Source organism: Arthrobacter sp. TJ-270 (genome assembly GCF_058269075.1).
Map to the genome: position 1 here is coordinate 1 of NZ_JBZCNB010000008.1, position 24,082 is coordinate 24,082.

A 24,082-nucleotide genomic window follows, 5' to 3' on the forward strand; every position below is an offset into this window, starting at 1 on the left:
TCGCTGACTTGTTGCGGCGACCAGTTCTTCCGCAATCGTTCCTCGACCACAGCGACCAACCGGGTGTCGGTGAGCTTGCCGGGCTTGGGCCTGCAGGCTCGATCCTGCGAGCTTCGACTGTTCGCATGGAGGCCCGAGGAGCGTTCCGCTTACGCAGCAGTGGAGAACCGGCTTACGGACCACTGTGAGTTGGCTAGCCATGTGAGCTTGGTCGAGACGCCGACCTAATGTGATGGCCACGATGAGCAACATAGAGTCTTCGATGGCGGAATCCGGAACGAACCGTAAGGCGTCCGTGGAACTAGATATCCTCACGAAAATGGATCTTGTTCGGAAACTCGCACTCATCAATGAACGCATCGCCGCAGCAGACGGTGGAGCCCTGTCGAATCTCGATGACTGGAAGGCCCAAACTGAGGTTGTCCTACGCGCCGTTCTTGGGGCGGAAGCGCATCTCTACAAGAAATTCACGAGGGTAAGTTACTCGCCGGGCATCTTCACGGAGAACACCGACTTCGGCCCGTATCGAGTTCGAGGCGTTCAGAAGGCCGTCACAGTTTTGGAAGCAGCCAAGAGGGAACTCGAGCTGACCAAAGAGTCTAGAAAGTTAGCGACGCAAGCGGTAAAAGAAGTTGTCGATGTGAGCGACAAAGGCTCGGTAGATTCGAGTGGCAGGATTTGTTTGTAAGCCGTCCAACTTCAGAGCCATCCGTTCAACCGTTCTTACGGCTCGGGCAGTGAACCGACATCGAGGTGGGCCAAGGTGAGAGTCGAGACTCGGATAAAACCACCTAGGTACAGCACTCCAGCCCATTGTCCAGACGGTGTCTGGACAATGGGCTGGAGTGTCGGGGCTGCCAACTGGCTGGCATCATCACCGACGGAGCACACTGAACCAGTTTCCGACGAACAGCCCGCCTCGGTGCAGCCCGAGTCGGTTCCTGCACCGGAAGCACCCCCGGTCACCGAGCTGCCTGCTCCCACTCCATCGGCGGAGGCACCGGCACCTTCCATCCCGGCAGAGGCAGAAATGGTTTCCCCCGAGGTTCCCGCCGAACCGAAGAGCCCCGCTCCAGCAGTCGCAAGGGCACAGCCAAGGACGCAGGTGAAACCCGGCGGGCGGTTGTCCCGCCTGTTGAACTTCCTGAGCTTCCGGTCCAAATACCCGAACCGGTTACGACGCCGCGCTCCGTGGTCCCGGTGGATCCGCCTGGACTTCCCGTTCCCGGCGGACTGCCGAAGCCTGTTCGGGGCGCGGAGCCGTCTCGCTGGCTCCTGTGATTCCGAAGACCTAGGCGGTGACCTGGCGTCTCGAGGAAATCACTCCGGTATTGAAACCTGCCAGGTTGAGGCCGCCGTGGAAGCGCGCGTGTTCAATCTTGACGCAGCGATCCATCACCACGTTCATGCCGGCGGCTTCGGCGTCGCGAGCGACGTCCTCGTGCCAGGAGCCCAGCTGCAGCCACAGGGTCTCTGCTCCGGCGGCTTTGGCCTCCTCGAGGACCGAGGGGAGATCGTCGTGCTTGCGGAAGACATCCACAATGTCAGGCTGTTCCGGCAGGTCCGCCAGCGACTTGTAGACCGGCTGCCCCAAAATCTCGGTGGCTGTCGGGTTCACGAAGTACAGCCGGTACGGCGCCGAGGACTGCAGATACGTCGCCACGAAGTAGGACGCGCGGGACGGCTTGTCCGAAGCCCCGACGATGGCAATTGACCCGGCGTTACGGAGGATGTTCAGGCGCTCCGGTGCGGATGGGCCTTCCCAGGTACGTTCCTGCATGCTCATGCCTTCACTCCCTCATTCTTGAATCCGAGCGCTTCTTCCAGGTGCGCGGGTGTCCCGGCCACCGCCATGTCCAGCGCCTGGTCGAGGTCCCAGAGGATGTCCTCCAGGTCCTCAAGCCCTACCGAGATGCGGATGAGATCCTCCGGGATACCCGCGGCCGCGAGCTGTTCGGCGGAGAGCTGCTGGTGGGTCGTGGATCCCGGGTGGATGATCAGAGTCCTGGCGTCTCCGACGTTCGCGAGATGGGACGCCAGCTGTAGGGCCTCGATGAACCTCTGACCCGCTTCCCGACCGCCCTGGACCCCAAAGCTGAAGACCGAACCGGGACCCTGCGGCAGGTACTGCTTGGCACGCTCATGGTGAACGTGGGAAGGCAGACCCGCGTAGTTCACGTACTCAACGCGGCGGTCCTTCTCAAGCCACTCGGCAACGGCCTGGGCGTTGGCGACGTGTTCATCAACGCGCTGCGCCAGCGTCTCCACTCCCTGCAGGAGCTGGAAGGCCGACGACGGCGACAGCGACGGCCCGATGTCCCGCAACTGTTCCGTCCGGAGCTTGGTGAGGAAACCGTATTCGCCGAAGTTGGCCCACCACTGGATGTTCCCGTAGGACGGGACGGGCTCGGTCATGGTGGGAAACTTGCCGTTGCCCCAGTTGAAGCGTCCGCTTTCGACGACGACGCCGCCGAGTGTGGTGCCGTGGCCGCCAATGAACTTGGTGGCCGAGTGGATCACGATGTCCGCGCCGTGCTCGAGCGGCCGAATGAGGTAGGGCGTGCTCAGGGTGGAATCGATGATCAAGGGGACACCGGCGTCGTGCGCGACCTTCGCCAGCCCGGCAATATCGGAGATTTCACCGCTGGGGTTGGCGATCACCTCGGCGTAGACGGCCTTGGTGTTCTCCTGGATGGCCGCGGCGTAGTCGGCCGGATCGGTGCCCGGCACAAAGGTGGTCCCAATCCCAAAGCGGCGCAGCGTGACGTCGAGCTGGGTGACGGTGCCGCCGTAGAGCTGCGCGGCCGCGACGATGTGGTCACCGGCCTGGCAGAGTGCCGCGAACGTGATGAACTCGGCGCTCATGCCCGACGCCGTTGCTACTGCCCCGATGCCGCCCTCAAGCGAAGCGATGCGCTCCTCGAAAGCCGCCACGGTGGGGTTTCCGATGCGCGAGTAGATGTTGCCGTACTTCTGCAGTGCGAAGAGGTTGGCGGCGTCATTGGTGTCCTTGAACACAAAGGACGTGGTCTGGTAGATCGGCACTGCCCGGGCGCCATGTGTGGCATCAGGGGTTCCGCCGGCGTGCAGGGCGCGGGTGCGGAAGCCGAAAGTGCGGTCAGCCATTGGAACGGCCACCTTTCCTGGGGGATGTTTCTGGTTCTTCTCAAGTATCGCCCTATCGGGCGGCGAGCACTTCAGCGATCTTCGGAACGCAGGCCTCGTTTTGCAGGCTCGTGGTGTCACCCAGCGGCGTTCCTTCGTACAGCTGGGTCAGCAACCGCCGCATGATTTTGCCGGAGCGCGTCTTGGGGACGTCCTCCACGACGACGACGGCGGACGGCCTGGCAATCGGCCCGATCGCCTTCGCCACGTGGTTTCGCAACTCTGTTTGTAGCTCAGTCTGCAGCGCCTTATCTTGAACGGCACCACCGTGCACGACGACGAACGCAGCGATGGCATGGCCGGTCACCGCATGAGCCACCGGGCAGACTCCGGCCTCGACCACCCGCGGGTGCGAGACGAGCGCGGACTCGATCTCGATTGTGGAGAGCCGGTGGCCGGAGATGTTGATGACGTCATCGACGCGTCCGAGGATCCAGGTGTCGTCGTCGTCGTCGTACCTCGCCCCGTCGCCGGCAAGGAACCAGCCCTGGCTCGCAAACTTCCGCCAGTAGGAATCGAGGTAGCGCTGCGGGTTGCCCCACACGGTGCGGGCCATCGCCGGACCGTGGCGGTCAACCACGATCAAGCCCGGCTCGCCTGAAGCCACGGGGGCGCCGTCGTCGTTCACGATCCGGGTGCTCACACCCGGAAGTGCGCGCGAGGCGCAGCCGGGCTTGAAGGAAGCGTCGGTGGGCCGGGGGCTGAGGACGGTCGCGCCCGTTTCCGACTGCCACCACGTGTCCACCATGGGTGCGCTGCCGGAGCCGACGTTCTCGCGGAACCAGCGCCATGCCTCCGGGTTGGTGGCTTCGCCCACGGTGCCGAGGACCTTGATGGAGGAGCGGTCGTAGGAGTCGGGAACGCCGTCCGGGAACCAGCCCATCAGCGAGCGGATGAGCGTGGGTGCGGTGTAGTAGCTGGTCACGCCGTACCGCTCGATGATCTCGAAGTGCCGTCCCGGATGCGGGGTGTTCGGCGTGCCCTCGAAGATCACCTGGGTAGCCCCGTTGGAGAGCGGGCCGTAAATCTCGTAGGTGTGGGCCGTGACCCAGGCCAGGTCGGCGGTGCACCAGTGAACGTCATCGGTTCGCTTCGCCGGGTCGGGATCGCTGAAGAGGTACTCGTAACTCCAGGACGCCTGCGTGAGGTAGCCGCCCGTGGTGTGCACCAGCCCCTTGGGCTTGCCGGTGGTGCCGGAGGTGTACATGATGAACAGCGGCGTCTCAGCGTCGAGGGCCGGAGCCTCGTGCACGGGGGAGGCGGTTGCGACGGCGTCGTGCCACCACACATCGCGTCCCTCCTGCCAGGCGATGTCGCTGCCCGTCCGCCGGATCACCAGGACGTGCTCAATCGAGTTCTCGCCGGCGACGGCGGCATCGGCATTGTCCTTGACCGGCACCGCAGTGCCTCGACGGTACTGCCCGTCCGTGGTCACGAGCAGTTTGGCGCCGGTGTCTTCGACGCGGAAGCGCAGCGCCTCGGCGGAGAACCCGCCGAAAACGAGCGAGTGCACGGCGCCGATACGCGCACATGCCAGGGTCACGACGACGGTCTCCACCAGCACGGGAAGGTAGATGACCACCCGGTCACCCTTGCCGACGCCCAGGTCGGTCAGGGCATTCGCCGCCCGGCTGACCTCTTCCTGAAGCTGGGCGTAGGTGACGGTGCGGCGGTCTCCCGGCTCACCCTCGAAGAACAGGGCGGGCTTGTCGGCGAGCCCGGCCTCGACGTGCCGGTCTACGCAGTTGTAGGCAGCGTTGAGTGTGCCGCCGGAGAACCATTCGATGCGGGGAACCGAGAGCTCGCCGTTCCGGTCCGGGCGTGCCGGGTCGAACGTATGCGCTGTGTGCCACGGGGAGGACCAGTGCAGCCTGCGCGCCTGTTCCTCCCAGAAAGCGATCCGCTCCTGCTCCGTGGTCAGGGCCGGATCGACCCTGGTTCCAGCGGAGCTCACGTCGACCGCGCTTACGTCCACCGTCGAACCGCCCACCTTTCGGCGATGCCAAGCAGGGCGTCGGTCGTCTTGCCGATAACAGCGAGCAGGATGATCGCCAGGAAGATCCGGTCTGTGCGGCCGTTGTTGGTCGAATCGGTCAACAGGAACCCGAGTCCCAGTGAAGACGCGATGAGCTCGGCAGCCACCAGGAACAGCCAGGCCTGCGCCAGAGCCAGCCGCAGCCCCGAGAACACTGCGGGCACGACGGCGGGCAGCTGCACCGTGGTCAGCAGCCTGATCCCCTTCAATCCGAACGCCCGTGCCGCTTCAACGAGGTTCCGGTCAACGTGGCGCAATGCCAAAAAGAGCGTGGTGAAGACGGGGAAGAACGCGCCGATGAGGATCAGCGTTACCTTCGAGTCCTCGCCGATTTTCATCCACAGAATGAGCAACGGGACCCAGGCCAGCGACGGAACCGCGCGCAGCGCGCCGATGGTCGGTGCGAGCAGCGCGTCGGCCATCCGGGACAACCCGAGCAGGGCGCCCAGCGCCAGTCCGAGCGTGGCACCCAGCGCGAAGCCAATGAGCACGCGCTGCGTGGAGATGGCGATGTGGATCCACAGTTCGCCGCGCTCAATCAGTTCGACGGCGGCGGTCAGCACAGCGGAGGGCGGCGGCAGCTGCACGGCGCTGAACACGCCCACGACCGAGTTCAACTGCCAGGCGACGAGGATGAGGGCGGGAACCACCAGCCCCAGCAGGAGACGGACCGGTCGCCGGCTCAGCAGCCCCCCGGAGGTCTCTGTGGGCTCAAGAGGTGAGCCGCCGTCGTCGTCCGCTGTTGTCACGGTATGGCCGGTGGCTTCCAGGCCTTCCTTGCTGGTGGGGTAGACGCTGGCCCCGGTATTACCGGGATTACCCATCTGAGTCATTAGGAACCCTGGATGGCGTCAGGATCGGCGTTGGTGACGAAGGAGTCGTCGAAGAGGGTGTCGAGGGCTTCATCGATCTGCTCCTGCGAGGAGACATCACCAGTTTCCACGAATACCGGGCCGACCTTCTCGAGAACCTTCCGCTGTGCCTCGCCCGGTGCGGGGTCGACGTCCAGGTTGGTGCGTTCGATGATGACGGCGTTGGCGATCTCGACGTCGATGCCGGCAACATCGGCGAGGATCTGTGCCGTCTCCTCCGGGTTTTCCTTCGCCCACTCGCGCGCCTTCTCGTAGGCATTCACCACGGTCTGGGCAAGCTCGGGGCTCTCGGAGAGGAATTCCTCGTTGGCGTTGAGGAAGCCGTAGGTGTTGAAGTCGATGTTGCGGAAGAAGAGCTCGGCGCCCTCCTGCTCAGCCGAAGCCATGATCGGGTCCAGACCCGCCCAGGCGTCAACGGATCCGTTGTTCAGTGCTGCCCAGCCGTCGGCGTGCTGCAGGTTCTGCACGGTGACCTCGGAGGGGTCGATGCCAGCGGACTCGAGCGACTGGATCAGGAAGAAGTAGGGGTCGGTGCCCTTGGTTGCCGCGATCGACTTGCCGCGCAGGTCCTCAAGGGTCTCGATGCCGGTGCCCTCGACGGTGACCATGGCGGACCACTCGGGCTGGGAGTAGATGTCGATCGTCTTGATCGGTGACCCGTTGGAACGGGCGAGGAGAGCAGCGGACCCGGCGGTGGATCCGACGTCGACCGCTCCGGCGCGGAGGGCTTCATTGGCCTTGTTGGAACCGGCGGACTGGACCCAGTTGACGGTCACGCCTTCGTCCTCAAGCTCCGCTTCGAGCCAACCCTGGTCCTTGATGACCAGGCTGAGCGGGTTGTAAGTGGCGAAGTCAATGTTGAGCTCGGTGGCCGTGGAAGCCTCTTCGGCGGACGCGGCGTTCTCACCGGCGAGGCAGCCGGTCAGGGCGAGCGTGCCGGTGGCGGCGAGCGCTACGGACAGGACGGCGCGGCGGGTGAAGGGCGAGCGGGTGCGGTTCATGGTTTCCTTTGCGAGGGGTAGCAGTCGCCGTGCAGACGGGCACGACGACGGAACAAGCTGTGTGTGGTCTAGTGGCCTTTGACGCCGAGGGTGGTGAGCAGGGAGCTGCGCATTCGGCCGAGGTCGGCGGCATTGCGGTCCCGCGGGCGGTCGCCCGGGACGGTGAGCACCTCGGTGACGGAGGCGCCGGGGCGTGACGGATCGGCGGACTTGCCGAGCACGATGATGCGGTCTGCGAGCTGGAGGGCCTCGTCGACGTCGTGCGTCACCAGCAGCACCGTAGTGGGCTGGGCTGCGTGGATATCCAGAAGGAGGTCCTGCATCTTCAGCCGGGTGAGGGCGTCAAGAGCGCCGAACGGCTCATCGAGGAGCAATACGCCCGGGTTCCGGGCGAGTGCCCGGGCCAGGGATGCCCGCTGGGCCATGCCGCCGGACACTTCACGGGGCCGGTGCCCGGCGAAGTCCGCGAGCTCCACGAGGCCCAGCAGTTCGGTGACCTTCGCCTTGCCGGCGGCCGCGCCGGTTCCCCTGGGCAGGCCGATTGCGACGTTGGCCCGGAGCGACAGCCAGGGGAGGAGACGCGGTTCCTGGAAGGCGACGGCGCAGCGGTCATCGATGCCGTTGACCGCGGTTCCGTCGATGAGGACGGCACCGGATGTCGGTGCGTCGAGGCCCGCTGCGGCCCGCAGGAGCGTGGACTTCCCGCAGCCGCTGGCACCGACGATGGCGAGTACCTCACCGGCGCGGACATCGAGGTTGATGTCGCGGAGGACTACATGCTCGCTGGTTCCGCCGCCGAAGGACCGCGTGAGGGAGGAAAAGGTCAGGGGAAGGGCCAGCTTGTCTGTGGCGTTGTTAGTGGCCTGTGCCTGCTGCTGCGCGCTGAGAACGGTGCTCATGTATAACTCCATCGCTCCTGGCAGTAGCACCCGTTCTCCTGCATGCAGGTAAGGGTTGCTGCGGCGTCAACGATCCAGGTCTCTCGGCCGCTCGGGATGGTGGACTTCCACTAAACGACTTTCTGACGTGCCTTTGCAATATATGTCGTAACAAAGCAGGCCCACAGCGGTCAGGCGAGCAGCCAGTCCACCGCGCGCTCCAGTAACTCCCGGTGTTCCGGTGACGCGTACGACGCCGCGTCGTGGCCGAGAGCGTCGTAGAAGCTCCGCGCTGTAGCGGTTCCCGCTCCCTGTTCCACGGTGCGCTCCAGCGGTCGCTCCAGCGACCACATCAGCGGATGCAGATGCCCCTCGTGTTCGTGGCGGGCATGGACGACGACCTCCGGTGACGTGCGCAGCCAGCTGTAACGTTCGTCGTCGACCGTGAAGTCAGAGACGCCTACCGGAAAGGAGCCCTCCAACACAATGTGTGCCCGGCCGTACTCCGGATGCATGGACACGCCCCGCACCCACCGACCCCCGAGTGCCTTCTCCCACGACTCCGAATCCAAGAAGCTGGTGGAGCTGGAGTGCAGGGCCAGCAACGGCCGCCCGCCGGCAACCCAGGCGTCCAGCCCCGCGGAGGCGGCCTCTGATCCGGGGGACGTGCCGTCGTCGTCGCGGGGGAGGCCGACGTTCACCACCAGCAGGTCCGGCCAGGAGGCGGAGTCCTGGAGGCCTTCGAGAGCGCAGTCGACGTCGTCCGCGGTTTCCACGGTGAGACCGTGGTCTTGAAGTAGGCCGGCAACCGCAGCGGATGTCTCGGCGAAGGGGTGCCAGGGGTCCGCGTACCGTCCGGTGCCGCTCAGGAGCAGTGCTGTTGTCATGGGAGCTCATCTCTGTAGGTGACGGGTGAGGCGTTCCAAGCGAGGAGTCCCTCACGATCAGGTCCGGATTCAGCTCCAGGCGGTGGACGGGCCGTCGCCGGCCCTCGGCGATCCGGGCGGCGAGCATCTGCACCGCCACCCGGCCGACGTAGTGCTTCGGCGGCCGCACCGCGGAGATGGCGGGCTCGGCAAGGTAGGCGACCTCGTCGTCGTACGCCACGACCGCCAGGTCATCCTTAGGATTTATCGAAGTGCTCGGCCCGCGGACTGCCCTGCTTTCCAGCCGTCTCGTCGAGTGCTGCGTCCGTGGAGAGGCGGAAAACGTGATTGCTTCATGCCGACTCTGAGTATGTACTGGTCCCGAACGTGATGCAAGGCACACCGATCGAGTATCAGGCACAGGAAAGGACCGCTCCATGAATAAGCCGGAGGCAGTAGCTGCGATGGGTTATGGAACCTTCGCCGAACGGATCGTCGCCGCAGGGCCGGAGCGGTTGGGATGGGTGGCGCCGGGTGAAGGACTCATGAGCGCATGAACAAGCTGACACTTCCGGCCCTGGACCGGGAACTCTCGCCCTATACGGGATGGACCCGCGAGCACCACGCGGCACAGGCCGACTCGATGCTGCTCGGCGTACGCAAGTGGGCCAGTCCCAGCCACGCCCGCATCACGCCGCCCGGACGCGAAGGCGGCTACGGCCGGGCCATCGACGGCCTCGAAGGCTTCGCGCGCACCTTCCTCACCGCGGGCTTCCGGCTCACAGGCGAGCGCGGCGACGATCCGCTAGGACTTGCCGAGTGGTATGCCGAGGGCCTGCGCTCCGGCTCCGATCCCACGTCGGCCGAACGCTGGGTTCGCCCCGACGAGCACGGCCAGGCAAAGGTCGAGGCTGCGGCCCTGGCCATCGTGCTCGACATGACGCGCCCCTGGCTGTGGGACGGACTGGACGCCACCGTCCAGGAACAGCTCGTCGACTGGTTCTCCCTGACCACCAACGCCGAGTACCCATCCACCAACTGGGTTTGGTTCCGCATCGTCGTCCAGCAGTTCCTGAAGTCCGTCGGAGCGGACTACAGCCAGGACAACATCGACGAGGACCTCGTGCGCCACGACACCTTCGTGCGCGACGCCGGGTGGTACAGCGACGGCAGTCAACGCGCCTATGACCACTACGCCGGCTGGGCACTCCATCTGTACCCGGCGCTGTGGCACCGGATGGCCGGTCACGACGACGGCGGCCCCGGCCCCGCCCGCCGCGACCGCGACACCGCGCACCTCGACCGGTTCCTGCTCGACGCCGTCCGCCTCGTCGGTGCTGACGGCTCCCCGCTCATCCAGGGTCGAAGCCTGATCTACCGCTTCGCTGCCGCCGGGCCGTTCTGGGGCGGCGCGCTCGCCGGCTGCACCGCCGTCGAACCTGGTCTCCTGCGCCGCGCTGCAAGCGGCATTCTGCGGCACTTCGCCGACCGCGGGGCCCCCGACAACGACGGACTGCTCTCACTCGGCTGGCACCACGAGTGGCCGAAGATGGCCCAGTCCTATTCCGGGCCGGGGTCACCCTACTGGGCATCGAAAGGGCTGCTGGGGTTCGCGCTTCCGGCAGATCACGAGGTCTGGACGGCCGTCGAGAAGCCCCTGCCCATTGAAGAAGGCGACTTCGCCTTTACTGCTGCGGCACCCGGCTGGGCTGTCAGCGGCACCAGGGCTGACGGCGTCGTACGTGTGATCAACCACGGCACCGACCATGCCCAGGAGGGAGCTGAGGTTGCCGACTCTCCGCTGTACGCGCGGCTTGGCTACTCGACCGCTACCGCCCCGATCATGGACGACGACGGCGAGACCCACCCTCTTGACATGTCCGTCACCCTCGCGGACGAGAACGGCCGGCCGAGTCACCGCACCGGCTTCACCACGCTTGAGATCCAGGCAACCGATGACGACGCCGGCGCCCTTATCGGGGCCTCCCGTGCGGCCACGCACTGGGTGGACCCGGAACCCACGGATGCGCACCACGGATACGGGCAGGCCGGGACCGTGCGCCATGGAGCGCCCGTCACCACGGTTTCCCTGGTACACGGGCCGTGGGAGGTGCGGCTGATTCGGGTGGACCGCGAGCCCACTCCGAACGAGGCACCTCTCGGCGCGCTCACCGTGGGCGGGTGGGCGCTGCCCGCAACCTCGGAGCTTGACTCCGTCATAGTTCCTCTTCAGGGCTGTGACCGTTCCGACGGCTTCGACCAAGCGCAGAGCCGGTTACACCTCGACGCCACCCCGTTAGCGGAGCGCACCACAGTTCCGTACGTGACGGCGCCGAATCCGGTTCCCGGAGCCTGGTACGCCGTGGCTGTCGGCCTCGGCGCGCCCAATTCCCTCGCAGAGCAACCGCGCCTTGAACTCGGGCCAGGCACCGCAACGGTGCAGTGGCCCAGCCGGAGCATCACAACGCTCATCCTGCCCGAACCATCCGAATAAACCCCACTCACCCACTCCCTCCGGCGTGAAGCCCTCGTCGCATTACCCGTGTCAGGATGGCACCGTGATGCTTGCCGAACTGGTCGACCGAATAGAGCGCATCTCGGCGCACGAGACCGCCGTCGTAATCGGGATAGTCGGCGCGCCGGGAGCGGGTAAGACCACCCTGGCCGGGCAGCTGATGGCCCTGCTGAACCGTGTTGAACCGAATCCGGAACGACAGCGCTACGCGCACGTGCCCATGGACGGCTTCCACCTGTCGGACCGGGAACTGCTGCGGCTGGGTCTATTGGAGCGGAAAGGTGCGCCCGAGACCTTTGATGCCTACGGGTATGCCGCCCTACTGCAGCGACTTCGCGGAGTTCGTGATTCAGTGGTCTACGCGCCCGGTTTCGAGCGGACGATTGAACAGCCGATTGCCGGCGTCGTTCCCGTGTATCCGTCAGCGCGGACCATTCTGACGGAAGGCAACTACCTCCTCCTCGATACACCGGGCTGGCGGGAGGTGCGCAGCCAGTGCACAGAGATCTGGTACTGCGAGCAGGAGGACCGCCTGCGTATTGAGCGCCTGGTTCAGCGCCATGTCACTTTCGGGAAAAGCCGGGCTGCGGCGCGGGACTGGGTTGAGCGGGTCGACGAGCCGAACGCGCGGCAGATCGCGGCCACAAGAGAGCGGGCGGATCTGGTTATTCGTCTCGGGTAGGGCATGAGCGACCGGACGAGTTGGCTTACGACCCGTTCCACAAGATTGACCAACCTATTGTTTTTCGATATGTTTCATCTGTAAAACAATCGAAGGGAATCCCGATGGGAAAGTTGACCATCCTCGCGTTGCAGATCGTCATCGCGATGGTGATTGCCGGTTCGCTGTTCGTCCAGCTCTGGATGGTGCCTCTCATACCGACGGACCTGGAAGAAGCGGGCGTGCCCACCGGGTTGCGCATCACTTTCAACGCGATCGTGGTGTTCGGCATCCTGACCGTGCAGGTGAGCGCCGTCTGTGTCTGGAAGCTGCTCACCATGGTCCGCAGCGGCACCGTGTTCTCCCACGGCGCATTCCGCTACGTCGACATCATCTTTGGTGCAATCGTGGCCGCTTCCGTACTGGTATTCTCCCTTGCGGTTCTCCTTGCGCCGGGCGAAATTGCTCCGGGGATCATCCTGCTCATCTGCGGTGCATCGCTCCTCATCGGCGGCGTAGCGCTGATCGTGCTGGTCCTGAGGATGCTGCTGGCGCAGGCGGTTGCCCGCGATGCCGAAGCCAAACACCTGCGCGACGAGCTCGACGAGGTGATCTGATGCCCATCATCGTCGACATCGACGTCATGCTGGCCAGACGCAAGATGCCGGTCGGTGTTCTGGCTGACCGGATCGGGATCACACCGGCCAACCTGGCGGTCCTGAAGAACGGGCGCGCCAAGGCTGTCCGCTTCACCACTCTCGAAGCCATCTGCCAGGTGTTGGACTGCCAGCCGGGTGATGTGTTGCGTTGGGAACCTGACGGGGCTGCGCAATCATCCGAAGGAGAACACGAGTCCGAAGCACGATAAAATCGCCGGGTGAGTGGGTTCAGGCCAGAAAGTGCCGCGACAACCAGGGTCCTTACGGGAGATGAAGCATTTAGGGCGGACCCGGTGCCGACGGTATTGATGGACCGCAATTCCGTCATTCGAGCGGTCAATCCATCGTTCAGCAGGACAATCGGACGACCCGCAGACGCGCTGCTGTCCCTGAACGCATTCGAGGCTTTTCCGGATAATCCGGATGATCCCGAGGCGAACGGCGTAGCGCGAATGGGCGCGTCCTTTGAACAGGTCTTCAGCTCGGGGATTGCCGACAACATGGTTATCCAGAGGTACGACATCGCTGATCCGCGGTCCGGGAAGTATCTTCAAAAGCACTGGATTCCGATCAACACGCCTGTCTTCCATGAGGGACGCGTCATCGGCATTCGCCAACAGGTCAAAGATGTGACGGTGCTGAGGGCCGATGCTCTTCAGGTGATGGAGCACTACCGGGACATCATGAACAGCGGCAAAGTGACTTCCCAGGAAGTCGAGAATCACCAGAACATGGTCAATGCCTTTACGGAAGGCGTTACCTACTACAAAGACCTGGCAGCGGAAGTGGCGCAGTTGCGGGAGGCGCTCACCACACGCGCCACGATCGAGCAGGCAAAAGGCATGCTCATGGTCAGCCGGCGATGCTCCGCAGAGGAAGCATTCGACATCCTGCGAGGGCTGTCCCAGAACACAAACGTTCGTCTTGCCGACGTCGCCGCGGCGCTGGTCTACCAGCTGCAGACGGAGAACTGACGCGCCCTGGTGCCGCCGCCACGTTGGGGCATTCACAGAGGCACTGTATGAGAAACTCGCGTAAGCCTTGGACGGACAAAGAGTAGGGACAACACGGTGGCCATCGTTGACAACGGCGTGTACGTGAATGGTCACCGGAGCGCCGACCCGGTGAACCTGGATGAAACGTTTGAGTTGAAACGTGATCGCGGAGGAATGGCCTGGATCGGGCTCTACCGCCCTGACGACGCAGAGATCCACAGGGTGGCCGAGGAGTTCTCGCTCCACGAACTTGCCGTCGAGGATGCTCTCCACGGTCACCAGCGGTCCAAGCTTGAGCGCTACGGGGAGACGCTTTTTGCGGTGCTCCGTCCTGCCCGTTATATCGACGCCGAGGAAATGGTCGAGTTCGGGGAGCTCCATGTTTTCATTGGTCCCGACTTCATCGTGACCATCCGTCAGGCAGAGTCACCCGACCTTGGGAAAGTACGACGGCGGCTCGAGGCTGATCCTGAATTTCTTGCGCTGGGGCCTCAGGCAGTGCTTTACGCCATCCTGGACGAAGTGGTGGATCAGTACGCACCCGTCGTGGCAGGACTTGAGAACGATATAGACGAGATCGAGGACGAACTCTTCAATTCTGCCCCTGACGTTGCACGCCGCATCTACGAACTTTCACGTGAGGTCATCGGCTTTCAAAGGGCCACGCATCCGCTGCGGCCCATGCTTGAAGCCCTGCTGCGCGGAGCCGAAAAGTATGACCTGGAAGTCGAGCTGCAACGCAGGCTGCGCGATGTGCTGGATCACGTGTTCCGGGTGGTTGAACGCGTCGATTCCTTCCGTATCCTGCTGGAGAACGCGCTGTCGGTTCACACGACTCTTGTCGCCCAGCGCCAGAACGAGGAGATGCGCCACCTCTCCGAAGCCAGTCTCGCGCAAAGCGAAGAGGTCAAGAAGATCTCCGGCTGGGCCGCAATCATCTTCGCTCCGACCCTCGTGGGCACCGTCTATGGCATGAACTTCGAACACATGCCGGAACTCGAATGGACGCTGGGCTACCCCTTCTCGCTCGCTCTGATGCTGCTGATGGGTGTTGGCCTCTACCTGACGTTCAAGTACAAGAAGTGGCTCTAGCGCCTGGCAGGAACGCGCTCTGCAGAATTCCGCTCAGTAGAACTCAACAGTGTCGACAACGTTGAGCAGCGGTTCGCCGTCCAGTAGGCGCCGGGCATTCTCTGCGAACAGTTCCGCAATCTTCCGCTCCTCCTCCTCGTAGGTTCCGGCGTTGTGAGGGCTTATGACAACGTCGGGCATTTCCCACAGCGGGCTGTTTTTCGGGAGGGGCTCCTGTTCGAATACGTCGAGCGCAGCGAACGCCACCCGCCCGTCGCTCAGCGCCTCGATCAGTGCGTCCTCATCGACGGTGGTACCGCGCCCTACATTGACGACAGTGATGCCCTTCTTTACCCTCTTGAGCAGTTCGCGGCTGAGCATGTGCCGGGTGTGTTCCGTGGCGGGAAGGCACAGCACCACGGCGTCCACCTCCGGGAGAAGATCGCCAAGGCGCTCAGGAGGGAGGATGCCGGACACTCCCTCAGCCTCTATATCGCGCCGATGTACACCAACGACGTCGGCCCCTAACGCACTCAGCTTCCGCGCAACGGCACGTCCGATGCCACCCAAACCGACGACGGCGACACGTTGGTTCGCTACCTGCGGCACCGTGCGCCGTGCTCCCCAGAGGTGCGCTCGTTGGTCCTCCAGCAGTTGTGGCAGACCCTGTGCGCCGGCGAGTACGCCGAACACCGCGAACTCGGCGAGTGGTTCGGCGTGAACGCCGCCCGAGGTGGTGAAGGTGATGCGGTCCAGTTCATCGGCAGTCAGCTGTGCCGCCTTGACCTGGCTGCCGCCGCCTGCCGGGGTTGTGTGGACCCAGCGAAGGTTCGGATTGGTGCGGACTGCCCGGCGCAGCTCCGTCCCTGACTGGCCCGGCACCCCGTACAGAGCCTCAGCACTGTCGATGAGGCGCTCGTATTCAACCTGTTGCGGTGGCGTGCGCCGGAAATCACCATTCCCCTGGTGATCACCCGCGTAAAGCTGTGGCGGCAGCAGGGAGTGATCCCTTACCAGTTCGATCCGCGGCTCCAGTTGCTCAATGAGCTCACACAGTGGCTCGGGTAGGGGAGTGGGTACAAATACGCGAAGTTCCGGCATGGTTCTCCAGTCAAGTAGGTGTTCTCACCGAAGCATATGGGACACCTCGGACAGACATCTCTCCCTAGCGTTCAGGCGGTCGGGTGCGCTCTCCCAGAATTGTCGGTGGTGGTTGTTTGACTGTATTCATGACGTTGGAGGCGGTGTTCGAGAGCTCATTGGCGCAGCCTGATGACTATGCCTGGCATGACTTCCTCACCGAACTCGACTTCCGGCCTGAGGACCTGTGTGAGTTTGACTGTGAAGCGCTGTCCGAGGGGAAAGCCGGTCCTTCCGAGGCCCCCTCAGGCTCATCCTATAATCCACCGCACCCAGAGGCGCCGCCGTCGGCGTCTAGTGGAGGTAAGGACGGTTCAGGGCCTTCACAGTTGGTATGGGAGCTGATCGCTCCCACACAGGACCCCCGCACCGATGCTGAGGACAACCGCGCCGACGACGACGGTCCTCACGCGGACAGGGCGGCCGGCCTCGGTGGGAGGGTGGTCCTGAGTGGGCTCGAAACCTGACCCTCAATGACACCACTGTTGCGTTGAAGGGCTTGGCCGGACTGCGATCGTGGGTCGATGCGATGGAAGTACGTATTGTCTTCAGACTGGCAAATCTCAGTCAGGACGACGTCTCGCCGCGCTTCGCGGGTGGTAGCCGTGGGGAGGAGTTGGCGCGGTCGGTTGCGGCGTCGGAAGTTGCCCTCACCCTGAACATTTCGGAACGCACTGCAAGCCGTCTGGTTGACGAGTCCACACACCTGACGGCGAAGCATCGGGCCACCCTCGAGGCGCTGGAATCGGGTCAGATTTCGCGTCGCCATGCTGTTCTTATTGCCGACGAGTCGCTCGGAATGTCGCCTGAGGCTGTGGCAGGGTTCGAGCGCGCTCTGCTGGATGAGGCAACCGGGCTGACTGTTGCCAAGCTCGCTCGCCGTGCCCGCCGGTTTCGCGAGGTGCACCACCCGGAAACCCTTCCCATTCGCAAGGCTAAGGAGGTTGCAGAGCGACACGTTGAGCTCCGGCCAGATGATGACGGCATGGCATGGCTGCACGCCTACCTTCCGGCGGAACAAGCATGTGGCATCTATCAACGGTTGACCGTGACGGCACAGAAACTCCGCACACCTGATGAATCCCGCAACCTCAGCCAACTTCGAGCAGACGTGTTTGCAGACCTGCTCACACACCGTTGCACCCCGGGTGAGCCGCAGATGCTTCCAGACGGCGGCTTCGCGGGCAGCGCCAACGCGGACGTCGCACCTGAGGCATCGGGGGCGCGCGAGGAACCGGCCTGGCAAGGGGTAACCGCACATGTGAACGTCACGGTGCCGGTCCTGGCGTTGCTGGATGTTCTCAATCCAAACGACAACAGCTCTGCTTGTACCGCGCCCGGAACCGGCGGCGTAGGCACAAGCGGCAAGGACAACGGCCTGGGGTTGGCTCCTCCTGCGGCTGAATCACCGCGCGATGCTCGCGGGCACAATCAGGTCGCAGAACTCGAAGGATATGGCCCAATGGACGCAGACACCGCGGCCAGGCTCGCAGCGCACGCACCGTCATTCACGCGAATTCTCACCCATCCGGTTAGCGGATCGGTGTTGGACGTCGGGCGAGAAACCTACCGTCCTCCCAAACATCTGCAGGACTGGGTACGAGCCCGCGACCGAACCTGTAGACATCCCGGCTGCAACCGATCCGCGATCGGTTGCGAGATTGACCATACGGCCCCCTGGGCCAGTGGAGGGACAACGAGCCACCGCAACCTTGCTTGCCTATGCCCAAAGCACCACCTGTACAAGTCAGAGGGGATCTTTGGATACCGCCAACCCTCTCCCGGAACCATCGTTGTGCGAACCCGCGCGGGAACAGTTCACACATCTACCCCCGAGCCACCTTTTTGAGGCGCTATGTCCACACCGAGCATCAACAATTAAGATCACCGAGCACCGAAAGCGAGCGCAGGGCAGGTAAGTTCCTAATCAAAGCTCGACGATAACGCGCGGCCTGTAACCCAGCCGCAAATCCGGCCAGGACCCCGACCCATAAACCCGATCCCTGATCCCGACCCGTAAACCCAACCAGTCAAAACGGAGACGCCCATGGCAGACCAACCCAGCCACCCCATCGACCCACGGCCCCTGGGCGCTTCAGGGATTCTTGCAAGCCCGATCACGCTCGGCACCTCATCCCTCGGGTCAGGAACCGGAGCGGGTGATTCTGAGGAGGCAGCCGCCGTCGAACTCGCCCAGGCAATGCTTCACGGACCGTACGCACTGATCGACACCTCCAACAACTACGCGAAAGGCAGAAGCGAGGCTGTTCTCGGTCTCGCCCTCGCCTCAGGCGGTATAGCGGAGGGCCGGTCGATCGTCACCAAAGCCGATCAGGATCCAGAAACGGGTGCGTTCGATCGGGACCGTGTCCGGCGGTCCTTCGAGGAAAGCTGCAAGCGGCTGGGAGTGGACCGGCTCGGGCTGCTTCACTTGCATGACCCGTACTCCGTCACCTTCGAAGAAGCAGCAGCACCCGGCGGTGCGGTTTCCGGAATGCTTGAGCTCAAAGAAGAGGGCTTGGTTGACGCCGTCGGCATCGCCGCAGGAACTGTCAGCCTGATGCGGCAATATGTCGCGACGGGAGCCTTCGACGTCCTCCTCACCCACAATCGATTTACCCTCGTAGACCGGAGCGCACTCCCGCTGATTGAAGATGCAGTAGGCCAAGGCATGGGCGTATTCAACGCCGCACCCTTCGGTGGTGGCCTGCTCGCCCGCGGCTCTGCCAGCGGCGCAAACTACGCCTACACGAACTCCCCACCGGAACTGCTTGAGTGGGTCGCCCGGGTCGAAGGCCTCTGCGACAACCACGGAATCGACCTCCCCACAGCTGCCCTCCACTTCTCGCTACGTTCATCCCTGGTCGATTCCACAATCGTTGGCATTTCCTCGGTGAAACGCATCGAACAACTCGAGCGCATGCGCCAGACCGAAGTGCCGTCGTCGTTCTGGCAGGGTCTCGACGCCCTTGGCACTCCACCGTCGAACATCGCTGACTGACTGGGTTAACCCATGCACTTCGCCGTAGCCGCGGACGGAACACGCCTTGCCTGGCGGTCGGACGGGACCGGCAGCCCCATGCTGCTGATCGCCGGTCAGGCTACCGGGCTGACCGGTTGGGGGCCCATCGTCCCCGAGCTGGCCAAAACCTTCCGGGTTATCCGCTTCGACCATCGGGGAACCGACAACAGCGATGACGGGCCAACCGAACACCTCAGCACCAGGGAATTCGCAGCCGATGCCATAGCCGTACTCGACGCAGCCGGTGTACAGCGGGCACACATCTACGGCCACTCGATGGGAGGGCGTGTAGCGCAGTGGCTCGCCATCGACTACCAGGACCGCGTGGGTGCACTCATCCTCGCCGGCTCCTCGGCAGGCGGTTTCCTTGGCAAGGACAGAGACCCCGACGTTACCCGCGCGCTCACCAGCGGCGACCCCGCGCGGCTCCAGCCACTGTTCTTCGACGCCGACTGGGCGGCTGCACACAGCGCCGCCGTCCGGACCTTCTTCACGTCCCACGCGTCCCGCCAGGCCAAACTCCGGCACTTCCGGGCAAGCAAAGAACACGACGCGCGAAACCACCTCGGCTCGATTCGTGCACCGACACTCATCCTTCACGGCACGGCGGACCCGCTGACGCCGCTCGAAAACGCACTTGTACTGCGCGAACTGATCCCGCGTTCGATGCTGGTGAAAGTCGCGGACGCGCGGCACGGCTTCCATCTCGACCACCCGGAAACAGTCGACTGGATCCGACGGTTCATCGCACGGAGGGCATCAGATATTTAGCGTGGCTGGATCTTAACTATCCGCCACGTACCTGCCAGACTGGGGGCATGCTCAGAAAAGTCGCCGTCGTGGCCCTGCCTGGCGTAACGCCCTTCGAGTTCGGTGTTGCGTGTGAGGTGTTCGGTGTTGACCGCTCCGCCCGGGGTGTCGGCATCCCTGCCTTTGACTTCTCCATCTGTACGCCCTCACCAGGTCTCATACCTACCAATCTGGGATTCTCGATCGCCGTGGAGGAGGACCTGACCGCCACGGAAACGGCGGACCTGATCATCATGCCGCCGTTCGGCATCGACGCCCAGGGACAACCGGAAGTCCACCGGGCGCTGCGAGCCGCTCATCAGCGCGGAGCGTGGGTGCTGTCAGTTTGCAGCGGAGCCTTTGCGCTGGCAGCGGCCGGCCTTCTCGATGGACGCCGTGCGACAACGCACTGGCTCCACGCACATCAGCTTGCCGAGCAGTACCCCGAAGTCCACGTGGACGAAAACGTGCTCTACGTCCAGGACGGCAACATCGTCACCAGCGCCGGTACTGCAGCGGGAATCGATGCCTGCCTCCATCTGGTGCGCACCGAACTGGGTGCCGCTGCGGCCACGAGCATCGCCCGATCCATGGTCGTTCCGCCACACCGCGCCGGCGGCCAGGCGCAATACATCGACCGGCCCATCTCGGTCGCGCAATGCGACACCCTCGAGGACATCCTCGTCTGGATGGATGAACACCTCGACGAAGAGCACTCCGTCAGCGCCCTCGCAGCCCGAGCACACATGTCGGAACGGACCTTCGCCAGGCGCTTCAAAGCAGAAACCGGCACGACGCCGGCCGCCTGGCTCACAGCCCAGCGCATCCTCCGCGCGCAGACCCTGCTGGAGGAATCCGACCTCAGCGTCGAAACCATCGCCCGCCAGGCAGGGTTCGGGCAGGCCGTGCTCCTGCGCCATCACTTCCAGCGAGCACTGGGCACGTCTCCGGCCGCCTACCGGAAAACCTTCCGGGGGCACCCCGCCCCCACGAAGAATGGTCATTCACAGCACGTCGATGCAACCTACGCCAACCTGCAGCCCGCCTGAACAGGAGCCATTCATGCCACACCACAACGATCCAGCCACGATCAAACGGCTCCTGACCACGCCGGCGCGTTGGGCCGTCGTCGGACTCTCAAACAATCCCCGGCGTGCAGCGATGGGAGTATCGCGATTCCTCATCGATCAGCTTGGAATGGACGTGATTCCCGTCAGCCTGAAGGGTGACGACGTCTATGGCCGGACAGGCTACAAACGGCTTGCCGACGTGCCGGGGGAAATCGACGTCGTTGACTGCTTCGTGAACAGCCGGAAGGTCGGCGCGGTTGTGGACGACGCAATAGCCGTAGGCGCCAAGGCAGTCTGGCTGCAGCTCGGCGTGATTGACGAGGCGGCCGCTCAGCGGGCTTCCGATGCCGGACTTGAGGTAGTGATGAACACCTGCCCCGCGATTGAGGCGCCGCGGCTGGGTCTCTAGCGGGGCGGGAACCAGTCTCAACCCGCACTCACATGCGCTGGTACCGGGATCGCACAATCATGAAGACGCCGTATGCAATCAACCCCAACGCAACAGCTCCGAGGATCCAGAACCCGAAGGGCTGTTCCTGCAGCGACTTCAGCGCACCGTCGAAACCACTTGATCTCTCCGGGTTGTGCGTTACGGTCGCGATGACCACCAAGAGTCCAAGTACGCCGAGCGCAACGCCCTTGGCGATATACCCTAACGTGCCGAGTGCGGTGAGGGCCTTGCCTGCGGAACCGGAGGGTTTGCCCTTCAGGTTCTCTTCGAACTTGCGGGTAGCGCCGCTGTAGATGAAGTAGGCGCCCACCGCGAGGATGCCCACTCCGATGGCAAGCAACAGCGCCGCTCCAGCCGGGTTGGACATCAGGGCAGCACTGGTGATCTGGGGGGACGATCCGCTGCCCCCTCCGCCCATCGCGTACTGCGCGAAGGCCAACCCGATCACCGCGTACACCACAGCCTTCGCGCCGTCCTTGAGGCGGTGCTTGAGCTCCTCCTTACCGTGGAGCCGCTTCGGGGGGAAAAACACCTCGCTGAGCAGGAACAGCGCCAGGGCGCTACACCCGATGAAACACGCCCACAGGAGTATGCCGCCGCCAGGGGTGCCGGCAAGGGATGCCATGGCACCATCCTGGTCGGGACTGCCCGATCCTCCTGCGGCGATCCTCACAGCAATGACGCCGATCAGGACGTGCAGGATCCCGGCTGCCACGTACCCTGCGCGCGCGGCGATCAGGAATGGCTTGGAATCAGTGGCTTCTTCTGCCCCATCGGCAACCTTGCGCGCCTGTCGGCCGAGGTCTCCCATATGTGCGCTCCTTGATCGTGAGTTCTTATAGTGTGCCACCGCTTGGCTGTACGCTCACTATGTGGATCCGGCACAGCTTCGCGAGACCTGTCTCTCCTTCCCAGGCACGTTCGAGGACTTCCCTTTCGGCCCGGAAGCGTCGGTCTTCAAGGTGCGCGCGCCGGGCGGAACGGCGAAGATGTTCGCGCTCTCGGATCTCGGTTCGCCGGCCCTGTCAATCAGCCTCAAATGCGATCCCGATCTCGCCCGGCAATTGCGGACAGCACACCCCGAAATCACGGGCGCATGGCACATGAACAAGACCCACTGGAACGGTGTGGACTGCACGGGCGCGTTGCCGGACGGCATGCTCCGCGACATGATTGAGGACTCCTATGACCTTGTGGTGGCAGCATTTCCAAAAAAGGATCGTGAGTCGCTCGGGTGGTCCCGGCTCTCCCAGGGCAGCGATGCCTGACATCACCCACACCGCAATCGGCTGGACCCAATCCGGCGCCTGGCCTATGGGGTTCCGTCCTCTACATCACCGCATCCGCGTCGGCGCCGGCGAGGCCGCCTTCCGCCGTCTGGCCGAGGGAATCCTCACCTTCGAACTCCATCGCCACGCCAGACTGCGCATCCAGGCCGCACCGCGAGCCGCCGTCGGCGGCACCGTCTTGGTGGGCTTCGGGATAGGGGACTTGAGGTTGAGCATCCCGTGTGAAGTGGTGTGGGTTGAAGAGCTCAAAGACAAAAACAACGACGACGGCGGTGTCCGCCGCGCCGGTTTCGGCTACGCCACCCTGCCGGGTCACCCGGAATGCGGCGAGGAGAGTTTCGCTGCGGTATGCGAGGCTGATGGTTCTGTTTTCTTTGAACTTCACGCCTACAGCCGTCATGCGAACTGGTTCTACCGCGCAGGCGCCCCAGTGGCACGGTTCTGCCAGGAACTGGTCACCCGCCGCTACCTCGAAGCAGCCCGTCAGTTGGCGGCAGGAACGGGACCGACAGCAGCAGTAGAGACAGCAACCGGGTAGGCAGGAACCGCCACATCCGGGTTCACGTCCCGCGCAACGCGCCAGACATAAAGCGGCGTTTCGACTGAACCGTCCGACGCGTTCACCCGACCGTAGCCCGCTTTCCTTAGCACCGCAGCCGACGCATCGGACTGCGCATAGGCCTCAATGAAGTCCACCTCCGGGCGGGTGCTTGCATACTCGGTCAGGCAATGCAGTGCTTCCAACGCCATGCCGTATCCCCGTCGTGACGGCACAATCCCGTAGGAAACCTGGAGTGCTCCGTCTTGGGGCAGGCCGTCGAAGCCGATTGTTCCGATGACTGAGCCCGTTGTCCGCTCAATGATCAGCCAAACACCGAAGCGGTCACCGTCGTCGGCATAGAGCAGTCCGGATTCGAAGAGGTTGCGCGCCGCGTCCATATCGGTTGGCTGCGGGTAGTCCGGCGCCCAACCGGGCTCCCGCTCCCACCGTGCGAGCAGATCGGCATGCGCTGCCCTCATCGGCACCAGCTGCAGCCGTTCCGCGCTGAGCGACCTTCCACTCGTCATTCAGGCACGCTCATCATTCGGGCACACCGTCGTGTGGGGGAACCAACGAGGGGAGCGAAGCGATCAGGCCTGCATCATCGGTACGGTGACCAGCGCAAGCAACGGGGGGAGCCCCTGCACCAGGGCCGCAATCCAGAGCGATCTGTTGGTCACCACCAGAACGACGGCGGCGAGCACCATGATTGCCAGCGCGAGAACGATCATGCCGTACCCGACCAGCGTGCCGGACAGGGCCAGCCCAACGATCACACCGGCAGCAAGAAAAAGGTTGTAGAAGCCCTGGTTGAACGCCATCGGGCTGATGATGTTGGCGTGTTCCTGGGAGGCGATACCGAACTTCCGCCACGCGGACGGATGGCGCCACCGGACACTCTCGAGAACAAAGATGTACACGTGCAACAAACCCGCGATCATGGCGAAAAGCGCGCTCAAAAGCGGAAATGTCATGAATTAACCCTATCTGTTGGGTCGCTTTACCCATGGGTTGTGAACGTAACGATATGGCAGAGCACCGGCGCCATGGCACCGGTGCTCT

At 63.9% G+C, this 24,082-nt stretch carries 27 protein-coding genes, 1 pseudogene and 1 riboswitch; of the genes and pseudogenes, 16 read left to right on the plus strand and 12 right to left on the minus strand.

Going from position 1 to position 24,082, the window contains the following annotated elements; genetic code table 11:
- On the plus strand, positions 1 to 228 hold a 228-nt coding region (locus tag AC4D2M_RS13880; RefSeq protein ID WP_490892482.1), incomplete at its 5' end, for a hypothetical protein.
- A 67-nt stretch (positions 229 to 295) separates the two neighbouring features.
- Positions 296 to 688: a hypothetical protein gene (locus tag AC4D2M_RS13885; RefSeq protein ID WP_490892483.1), complete on the plus strand. Its 393-nt coding sequence runs from the start codon at positions 296 to 298 to the stop codon at positions 686 to 688.
- Positions 689 to 1,291: 603 nt separating this feature from the next.
- On the opposite strand, the gene AC4D2M_RS13890 is transcribed toward AC4D2M_RS13885, so the two are convergent.
- The 8 genes and pseudogenes from AC4D2M_RS13890 to AC4D2M_RS13925 all read right to left on the minus strand — a co-directional run.
- Complete coding sequence (locus AC4D2M_RS13890) at positions 1,292 to 1,786, minus strand: CoA-binding protein (protein WP_490892484.1); 495 nt, start codon at positions 1,784 to 1,786, stop codon at positions 1,292 to 1,294.
- Entirely contained in the window at positions 1,783 to 3,126 is a 1,344-nt protein-coding gene (locus AC4D2M_RS13895) for an O-acetylhomoserine aminocarboxypropyltransferase/cysteine synthase family protein (RefSeq protein ID WP_490892485.1), read from the minus strand. The genes AC4D2M_RS13890 and AC4D2M_RS13895 overlap by 4 nt, the downstream gene beginning before the upstream one ends.
- A gap of 52 nt (positions 3,127 to 3,178) precedes the next feature.
- On the minus strand, positions 3,179 to 5,140 hold the full coding sequence (gene acs, locus AC4D2M_RS13900; RefSeq protein ID WP_490892486.1) for an acetate--CoA ligase: 1,962 nt from the start codon (positions 5,138 to 5,140) through the stop codon (positions 3,179 to 3,181).
- On the minus strand, positions 5,131 to 6,033 hold the full coding sequence (locus tag AC4D2M_RS13905; protein WP_490892487.1) for an ABC transporter permease: 903 nt from the start codon (positions 6,031 to 6,033) through the stop codon (positions 5,131 to 5,133). The genes acs and AC4D2M_RS13905 overlap by 10 nt, the downstream gene beginning before the upstream one ends.
- On the minus strand, positions 6,033 to 7,073 hold the full coding sequence (locus AC4D2M_RS13910) for an aliphatic sulfonate ABC transporter substrate-binding protein (protein WP_490892488.1): 1,041 nt from the start codon (positions 7,071 to 7,073) through the stop codon (positions 6,033 to 6,035). The genes AC4D2M_RS13905 and AC4D2M_RS13910 overlap by 1 nt, the downstream gene beginning before the upstream one ends.
- A 68-nt stretch (positions 7,074 to 7,141) precedes the next feature.
- Positions 7,142 to 7,972: an ABC transporter ATP-binding protein gene (locus AC4D2M_RS13915; protein ID WP_490892489.1), complete on the minus strand. Its 831-nt coding sequence runs from the start codon at positions 7,970 to 7,972 to the stop codon at positions 7,142 to 7,144.
- Between the two features lie 5 nt (positions 7,973 to 7,977).
- A riboswitch (SAM riboswitch) is annotated at positions 7,978 to 8,075 on the minus strand.
- A 67-nt stretch (positions 8,076 to 8,142) separates the two neighbouring features.
- Positions 8,143 to 8,838 (minus strand): ThuA domain-containing protein, encoded by a 696-nt coding sequence (locus AC4D2M_RS13920; RefSeq protein WP_490892490.1) that lies wholly within the window; start codon positions 8,836 to 8,838, stop codon positions 8,143 to 8,145.
- A 52-nt stretch (positions 8,839 to 8,890) separates the two neighbouring features.
- A pseudogene (locus AC4D2M_RS13925) lies at positions 8,891 to 9,256 on the minus strand (substrate-binding domain-containing protein); the annotation flags it as partial.
- 114 nt (positions 9,257 to 9,370) lie between these two features.
- Between AC4D2M_RS13925 and AC4D2M_RS13930 the strand changes: the two are divergent.
- From AC4D2M_RS13930 to AC4D2M_RS13955, 6 genes are all read left to right on the plus strand, one after another.
- Positions 9,371 to 11,311 carry a DUF2264 domain-containing protein gene (locus AC4D2M_RS13930; RefSeq protein WP_490892491.1) on the plus strand — a complete coding sequence of 647 codons (1,941 nt, stop codon included), beginning with the start codon at positions 9,371 to 9,373 and terminating at the stop codon, positions 11,309 to 11,311.
- A gap of 67 nt (positions 11,312 to 11,378) precedes the next feature.
- Complete coding sequence (locus AC4D2M_RS13935; RefSeq protein ID WP_490892622.1) at positions 11,379 to 12,014, plus strand: nucleoside/nucleotide kinase family protein; 636 nt, start codon at positions 11,379 to 11,381, stop codon at positions 12,012 to 12,014.
- A 104-nt stretch (positions 12,015 to 12,118) separates the two neighbouring features.
- Complete coding sequence (locus tag AC4D2M_RS13940; RefSeq protein WP_490892492.1) at positions 12,119 to 12,610, plus strand: DUF2975 domain-containing protein; 492 nt, start codon at positions 12,119 to 12,121, stop codon at positions 12,608 to 12,610.
- Complete coding sequence (locus AC4D2M_RS13945; RefSeq protein ID WP_490892493.1) at positions 12,610 to 12,861, plus strand: helix-turn-helix domain-containing protein; 252 nt, start codon at positions 12,610 to 12,612, stop codon at positions 12,859 to 12,861. Before AC4D2M_RS13940 ends, AC4D2M_RS13945 begins: the two co-directional genes overlap by 1 nt.
- Before the next feature lie 99 nt (positions 12,862 to 12,960).
- The gene (locus AC4D2M_RS13950; RefSeq protein ID WP_490892494.1) at positions 12,961 to 13,626 is read left to right on the plus strand and encodes an ANTAR domain-containing protein; all 666 of its coding nucleotides are present in this window, start codon (positions 12,961 to 12,963) and stop codon (positions 13,624 to 13,626) included.
- A gap of 96 nt (positions 13,627 to 13,722) precedes the next feature.
- The gene (locus tag AC4D2M_RS13955) at positions 13,723 to 14,739 is read left to right on the plus strand and encodes a magnesium and cobalt transport protein CorA (protein ID WP_490892495.1); all 1,017 of its coding nucleotides are present in this window, start codon (positions 13,723 to 13,725) and stop codon (positions 14,737 to 14,739) included.
- 33 nt (positions 14,740 to 14,772) lie between these two features.
- Here the strand turns inward: AC4D2M_RS13955 and AC4D2M_RS13960 are convergent, their stop codons facing one another.
- Positions 14,773 to 15,819 (minus strand): D-2-hydroxyacid dehydrogenase, encoded by a 1,047-nt coding sequence (locus AC4D2M_RS13960; protein ID WP_490892496.1) that lies wholly within the window; start codon positions 15,817 to 15,819, stop codon positions 14,773 to 14,775.
- Between the two features lie 128 nt (positions 15,820 to 15,947).
- Here AC4D2M_RS13960 and AC4D2M_RS13965 point away from each other — a divergent pair, with 128 nt between their 5' ends.
- From AC4D2M_RS13965 to AC4D2M_RS13990, 6 genes are all read left to right on the plus strand, one after another.
- The gene (locus tag AC4D2M_RS13965; RefSeq protein WP_490892497.1) at positions 15,948 to 16,325 is read left to right on the plus strand and encodes a hypothetical protein; all 378 of its coding nucleotides are present in this window, start codon (positions 15,948 to 15,950) and stop codon (positions 16,323 to 16,325) included.
- A gap of 62 nt (positions 16,326 to 16,387) precedes the next feature.
- On the plus strand, positions 16,388 to 17,707 hold the full coding sequence (locus AC4D2M_RS13970) for an HNH endonuclease signature motif containing protein (RefSeq protein WP_490892498.1): 1,320 nt from the start codon (positions 16,388 to 16,390) through the stop codon (positions 17,705 to 17,707).
- Positions 17,708 to 17,905: 198 nt separating this feature from the next.
- A complete protein-coding gene (locus AC4D2M_RS13975; protein ID WP_490892499.1) occupies positions 17,906 to 18,859 on the plus strand; it encodes an aldo/keto reductase in 954 nt (317 codons plus the stop codon).
- Between the two features lie 12 nt (positions 18,860 to 18,871).
- Entirely contained in the window at positions 18,872 to 19,651 is a 780-nt protein-coding gene (locus AC4D2M_RS13980; protein WP_490892500.1) for an alpha/beta fold hydrolase, read from the plus strand.
- Between the two features lie 47 nt (positions 19,652 to 19,698).
- Positions 19,699 to 20,718: a helix-turn-helix domain-containing protein gene (locus AC4D2M_RS13985; RefSeq protein WP_490892501.1), complete on the plus strand. Its 1,020-nt coding sequence runs from the start codon at positions 19,699 to 19,701 to the stop codon at positions 20,716 to 20,718.
- A 13-nt stretch (positions 20,719 to 20,731) separates the two neighbouring features.
- On the plus strand, positions 20,732 to 21,148 hold the full coding sequence (locus tag AC4D2M_RS13990) for a CoA-binding protein (protein ID WP_490892502.1): 417 nt from the start codon (positions 20,732 to 20,734) through the stop codon (positions 21,146 to 21,148).
- Between the two features lie 28 nt (positions 21,149 to 21,176).
- Here the strand turns inward: AC4D2M_RS13990 and AC4D2M_RS13995 are convergent, their stop codons facing one another.
- Positions 21,177 to 22,001: a DUF1206 domain-containing protein gene (locus AC4D2M_RS13995; RefSeq protein WP_490892503.1), complete on the minus strand. Its 825-nt coding sequence runs from the start codon at positions 21,999 to 22,001 to the stop codon at positions 21,177 to 21,179.
- A gap of 61 nt (positions 22,002 to 22,062) precedes the next feature.
- Here AC4D2M_RS13995 and AC4D2M_RS14000 point away from each other — a divergent pair, with 61 nt between their 5' ends.
- The gene (locus tag AC4D2M_RS14000; protein ID WP_490892504.1) at positions 22,063 to 22,458 is read left to right on the plus strand and encodes an MmcQ/YjbR family DNA-binding protein; all 396 of its coding nucleotides are present in this window, start codon (positions 22,063 to 22,065) and stop codon (positions 22,456 to 22,458) included.
- Complete coding sequence (locus tag AC4D2M_RS14005; protein WP_490892505.1) at positions 22,451 to 23,017, plus strand: DUF1990 domain-containing protein; 567 nt, start codon at positions 22,451 to 22,453, stop codon at positions 23,015 to 23,017. The genes AC4D2M_RS14000 and AC4D2M_RS14005 overlap by 8 nt, the downstream gene beginning before the upstream one ends.
- Here the strand turns inward: AC4D2M_RS14005 and AC4D2M_RS14010 are convergent.
- Together AC4D2M_RS14010 and AC4D2M_RS14015 are read right to left on the minus strand one after the other, a co-directional pair.
- On the minus strand, positions 22,963 to 23,547 hold the full coding sequence (locus tag AC4D2M_RS14010; protein ID WP_490892506.1) for a GNAT family N-acetyltransferase: 585 nt from the start codon (positions 23,545 to 23,547) through the stop codon (positions 22,963 to 22,965). The two genes, AC4D2M_RS14005 and AC4D2M_RS14010, sit on opposite strands and share 55 nt — an antisense overlap.
- Before the next feature lie 63 nt (positions 23,548 to 23,610).
- Entirely contained in the window at positions 23,611 to 23,994 is a 384-nt protein-coding gene (locus tag AC4D2M_RS14015) for a DUF1304 domain-containing protein (RefSeq protein WP_490892507.1), read from the minus strand.
- Between the last annotated feature and the right edge of the window lie 88 nt (positions 23,995 to 24,082).

Excerpts from the sequence above, each read along its gene's own strand:
- AC4D2M_RS13995 (WP_490892503.1), bottom strand. The coding sequence starts at position 22,001 with ATGGGAGACCTCGGCCGACAGGCGCGCAAGGTTGCCGATGGGGCAGAA.
- AC4D2M_RS13950 (WP_490892494.1), top strand. The coding sequence starts at position 12,961 with ATGGACCGCAATTCCGTCATTCGAGCGGTCAATCCATCGTTCAGCAGG.
- AC4D2M_RS13970 (WP_490892498.1), top strand. The coding sequence starts at position 16,388 with ATGGAAGTACGTATTGTCTTCAGACTGGCAAATCTCAGTCAGGACGAC.
- AC4D2M_RS13985 (WP_490892501.1), top strand. The coding sequence starts at position 19,699 with ATGCTCAGAAAAGTCGCCGTCGTGGCCCTGCCTGGCGTAACGCCCTTC.
- AC4D2M_RS13975 (WP_490892499.1), top strand. The coding sequence starts at position 17,906 with ATGGCAGACCAACCCAGCCACCCCATCGACCCACGGCCCCTGGGCGCT.
- AC4D2M_RS13960 (WP_490892496.1), bottom strand. The coding sequence starts at position 15,819 with ATGCCGGAACTTCGCGTATTTGTACCCACTCCCCTACCCGAGCCACTG.
- AC4D2M_RS14010 (WP_490892506.1), bottom strand. The coding sequence starts at position 23,547 with ATGACGAGTGGAAGGTCGCTCAGCGCGGAACGGCTGCAGCTGGTGCCG.
- AC4D2M_RS13935 (WP_490892622.1), top strand. The coding sequence starts at position 11,379 with ATGCTTGCCGAACTGGTCGACCGAATAGAGCGCATCTCGGCGCACGAG.
- AC4D2M_RS13905 (WP_490892487.1), bottom strand. The coding sequence starts at position 6,033 with ATGACTCAGATGGGTAATCCCGGTAATACCGGGGCCAGCGTCTACCCC.
- AC4D2M_RS13940 (WP_490892492.1), top strand. The coding sequence starts at position 12,119 with ATGGGAAAGTTGACCATCCTCGCGTTGCAGATCGTCATCGCGATGGTG.
- AC4D2M_RS13890 (WP_490892484.1), bottom strand. The coding sequence starts at position 1,786 with ATGAGCATGCAGGAACGTACCTGGGAAGGCCCATCCGCACCGGAGCGC.
- AC4D2M_RS13910 (WP_490892488.1), bottom strand. The coding sequence starts at position 7,073 with ATGAACCGCACCCGCTCGCCCTTCACCCGCCGCGCCGTCCTGTCCGTA.
- AC4D2M_RS14005 (WP_490892505.1), top strand. The coding sequence starts at position 22,451 with ATGCCTGACATCACCCACACCGCAATCGGCTGGACCCAATCCGGCGCC.
- AC4D2M_RS13895 (WP_490892485.1), bottom strand. The coding sequence starts at position 3,126 with ATGGCTGACCGCACTTTCGGCTTCCGCACCCGCGCCCTGCACGCCGGC.
- AC4D2M_RS13980 (WP_490892500.1), top strand. The coding sequence starts at position 18,872 with ATGCACTTCGCCGTAGCCGCGGACGGAACACGCCTTGCCTGGCGGTCG.
- AC4D2M_RS13920 (WP_490892490.1), bottom strand. The coding sequence starts at position 8,838 with ATGACAACAGCACTGCTCCTGAGCGGCACCGGACGGTACGCGGACCCC.
- AC4D2M_RS13915 (WP_490892489.1), bottom strand. The coding sequence starts at position 7,972 with ATGAGCACCGTTCTCAGCGCGCAGCAGCAGGCACAGGCCACTAACAAC.
- AC4D2M_RS14015 (WP_490892507.1), bottom strand. The coding sequence starts at position 23,994 with ATGACATTTCCGCTTTTGAGCGCGCTTTTCGCCATGATCGCGGGTTTG.
- AC4D2M_RS13945 (WP_490892493.1), top strand. The coding sequence starts at position 12,610 with ATGCCCATCATCGTCGACATCGACGTCATGCTGGCCAGACGCAAGATG.
- AC4D2M_RS13965 (WP_490892497.1), top strand. The coding sequence starts at position 15,948 with ATGACGTTGGAGGCGGTGTTCGAGAGCTCATTGGCGCAGCCTGATGAC.
- AC4D2M_RS13990 (WP_490892502.1), top strand. The coding sequence starts at position 20,732 with ATGCCACACCACAACGATCCAGCCACGATCAAACGGCTCCTGACCACG.
- AC4D2M_RS13930 (WP_490892491.1), top strand. The coding sequence starts at position 9,371 with ATGAACAAGCTGACACTTCCGGCCCTGGACCGGGAACTCTCGCCCTAT.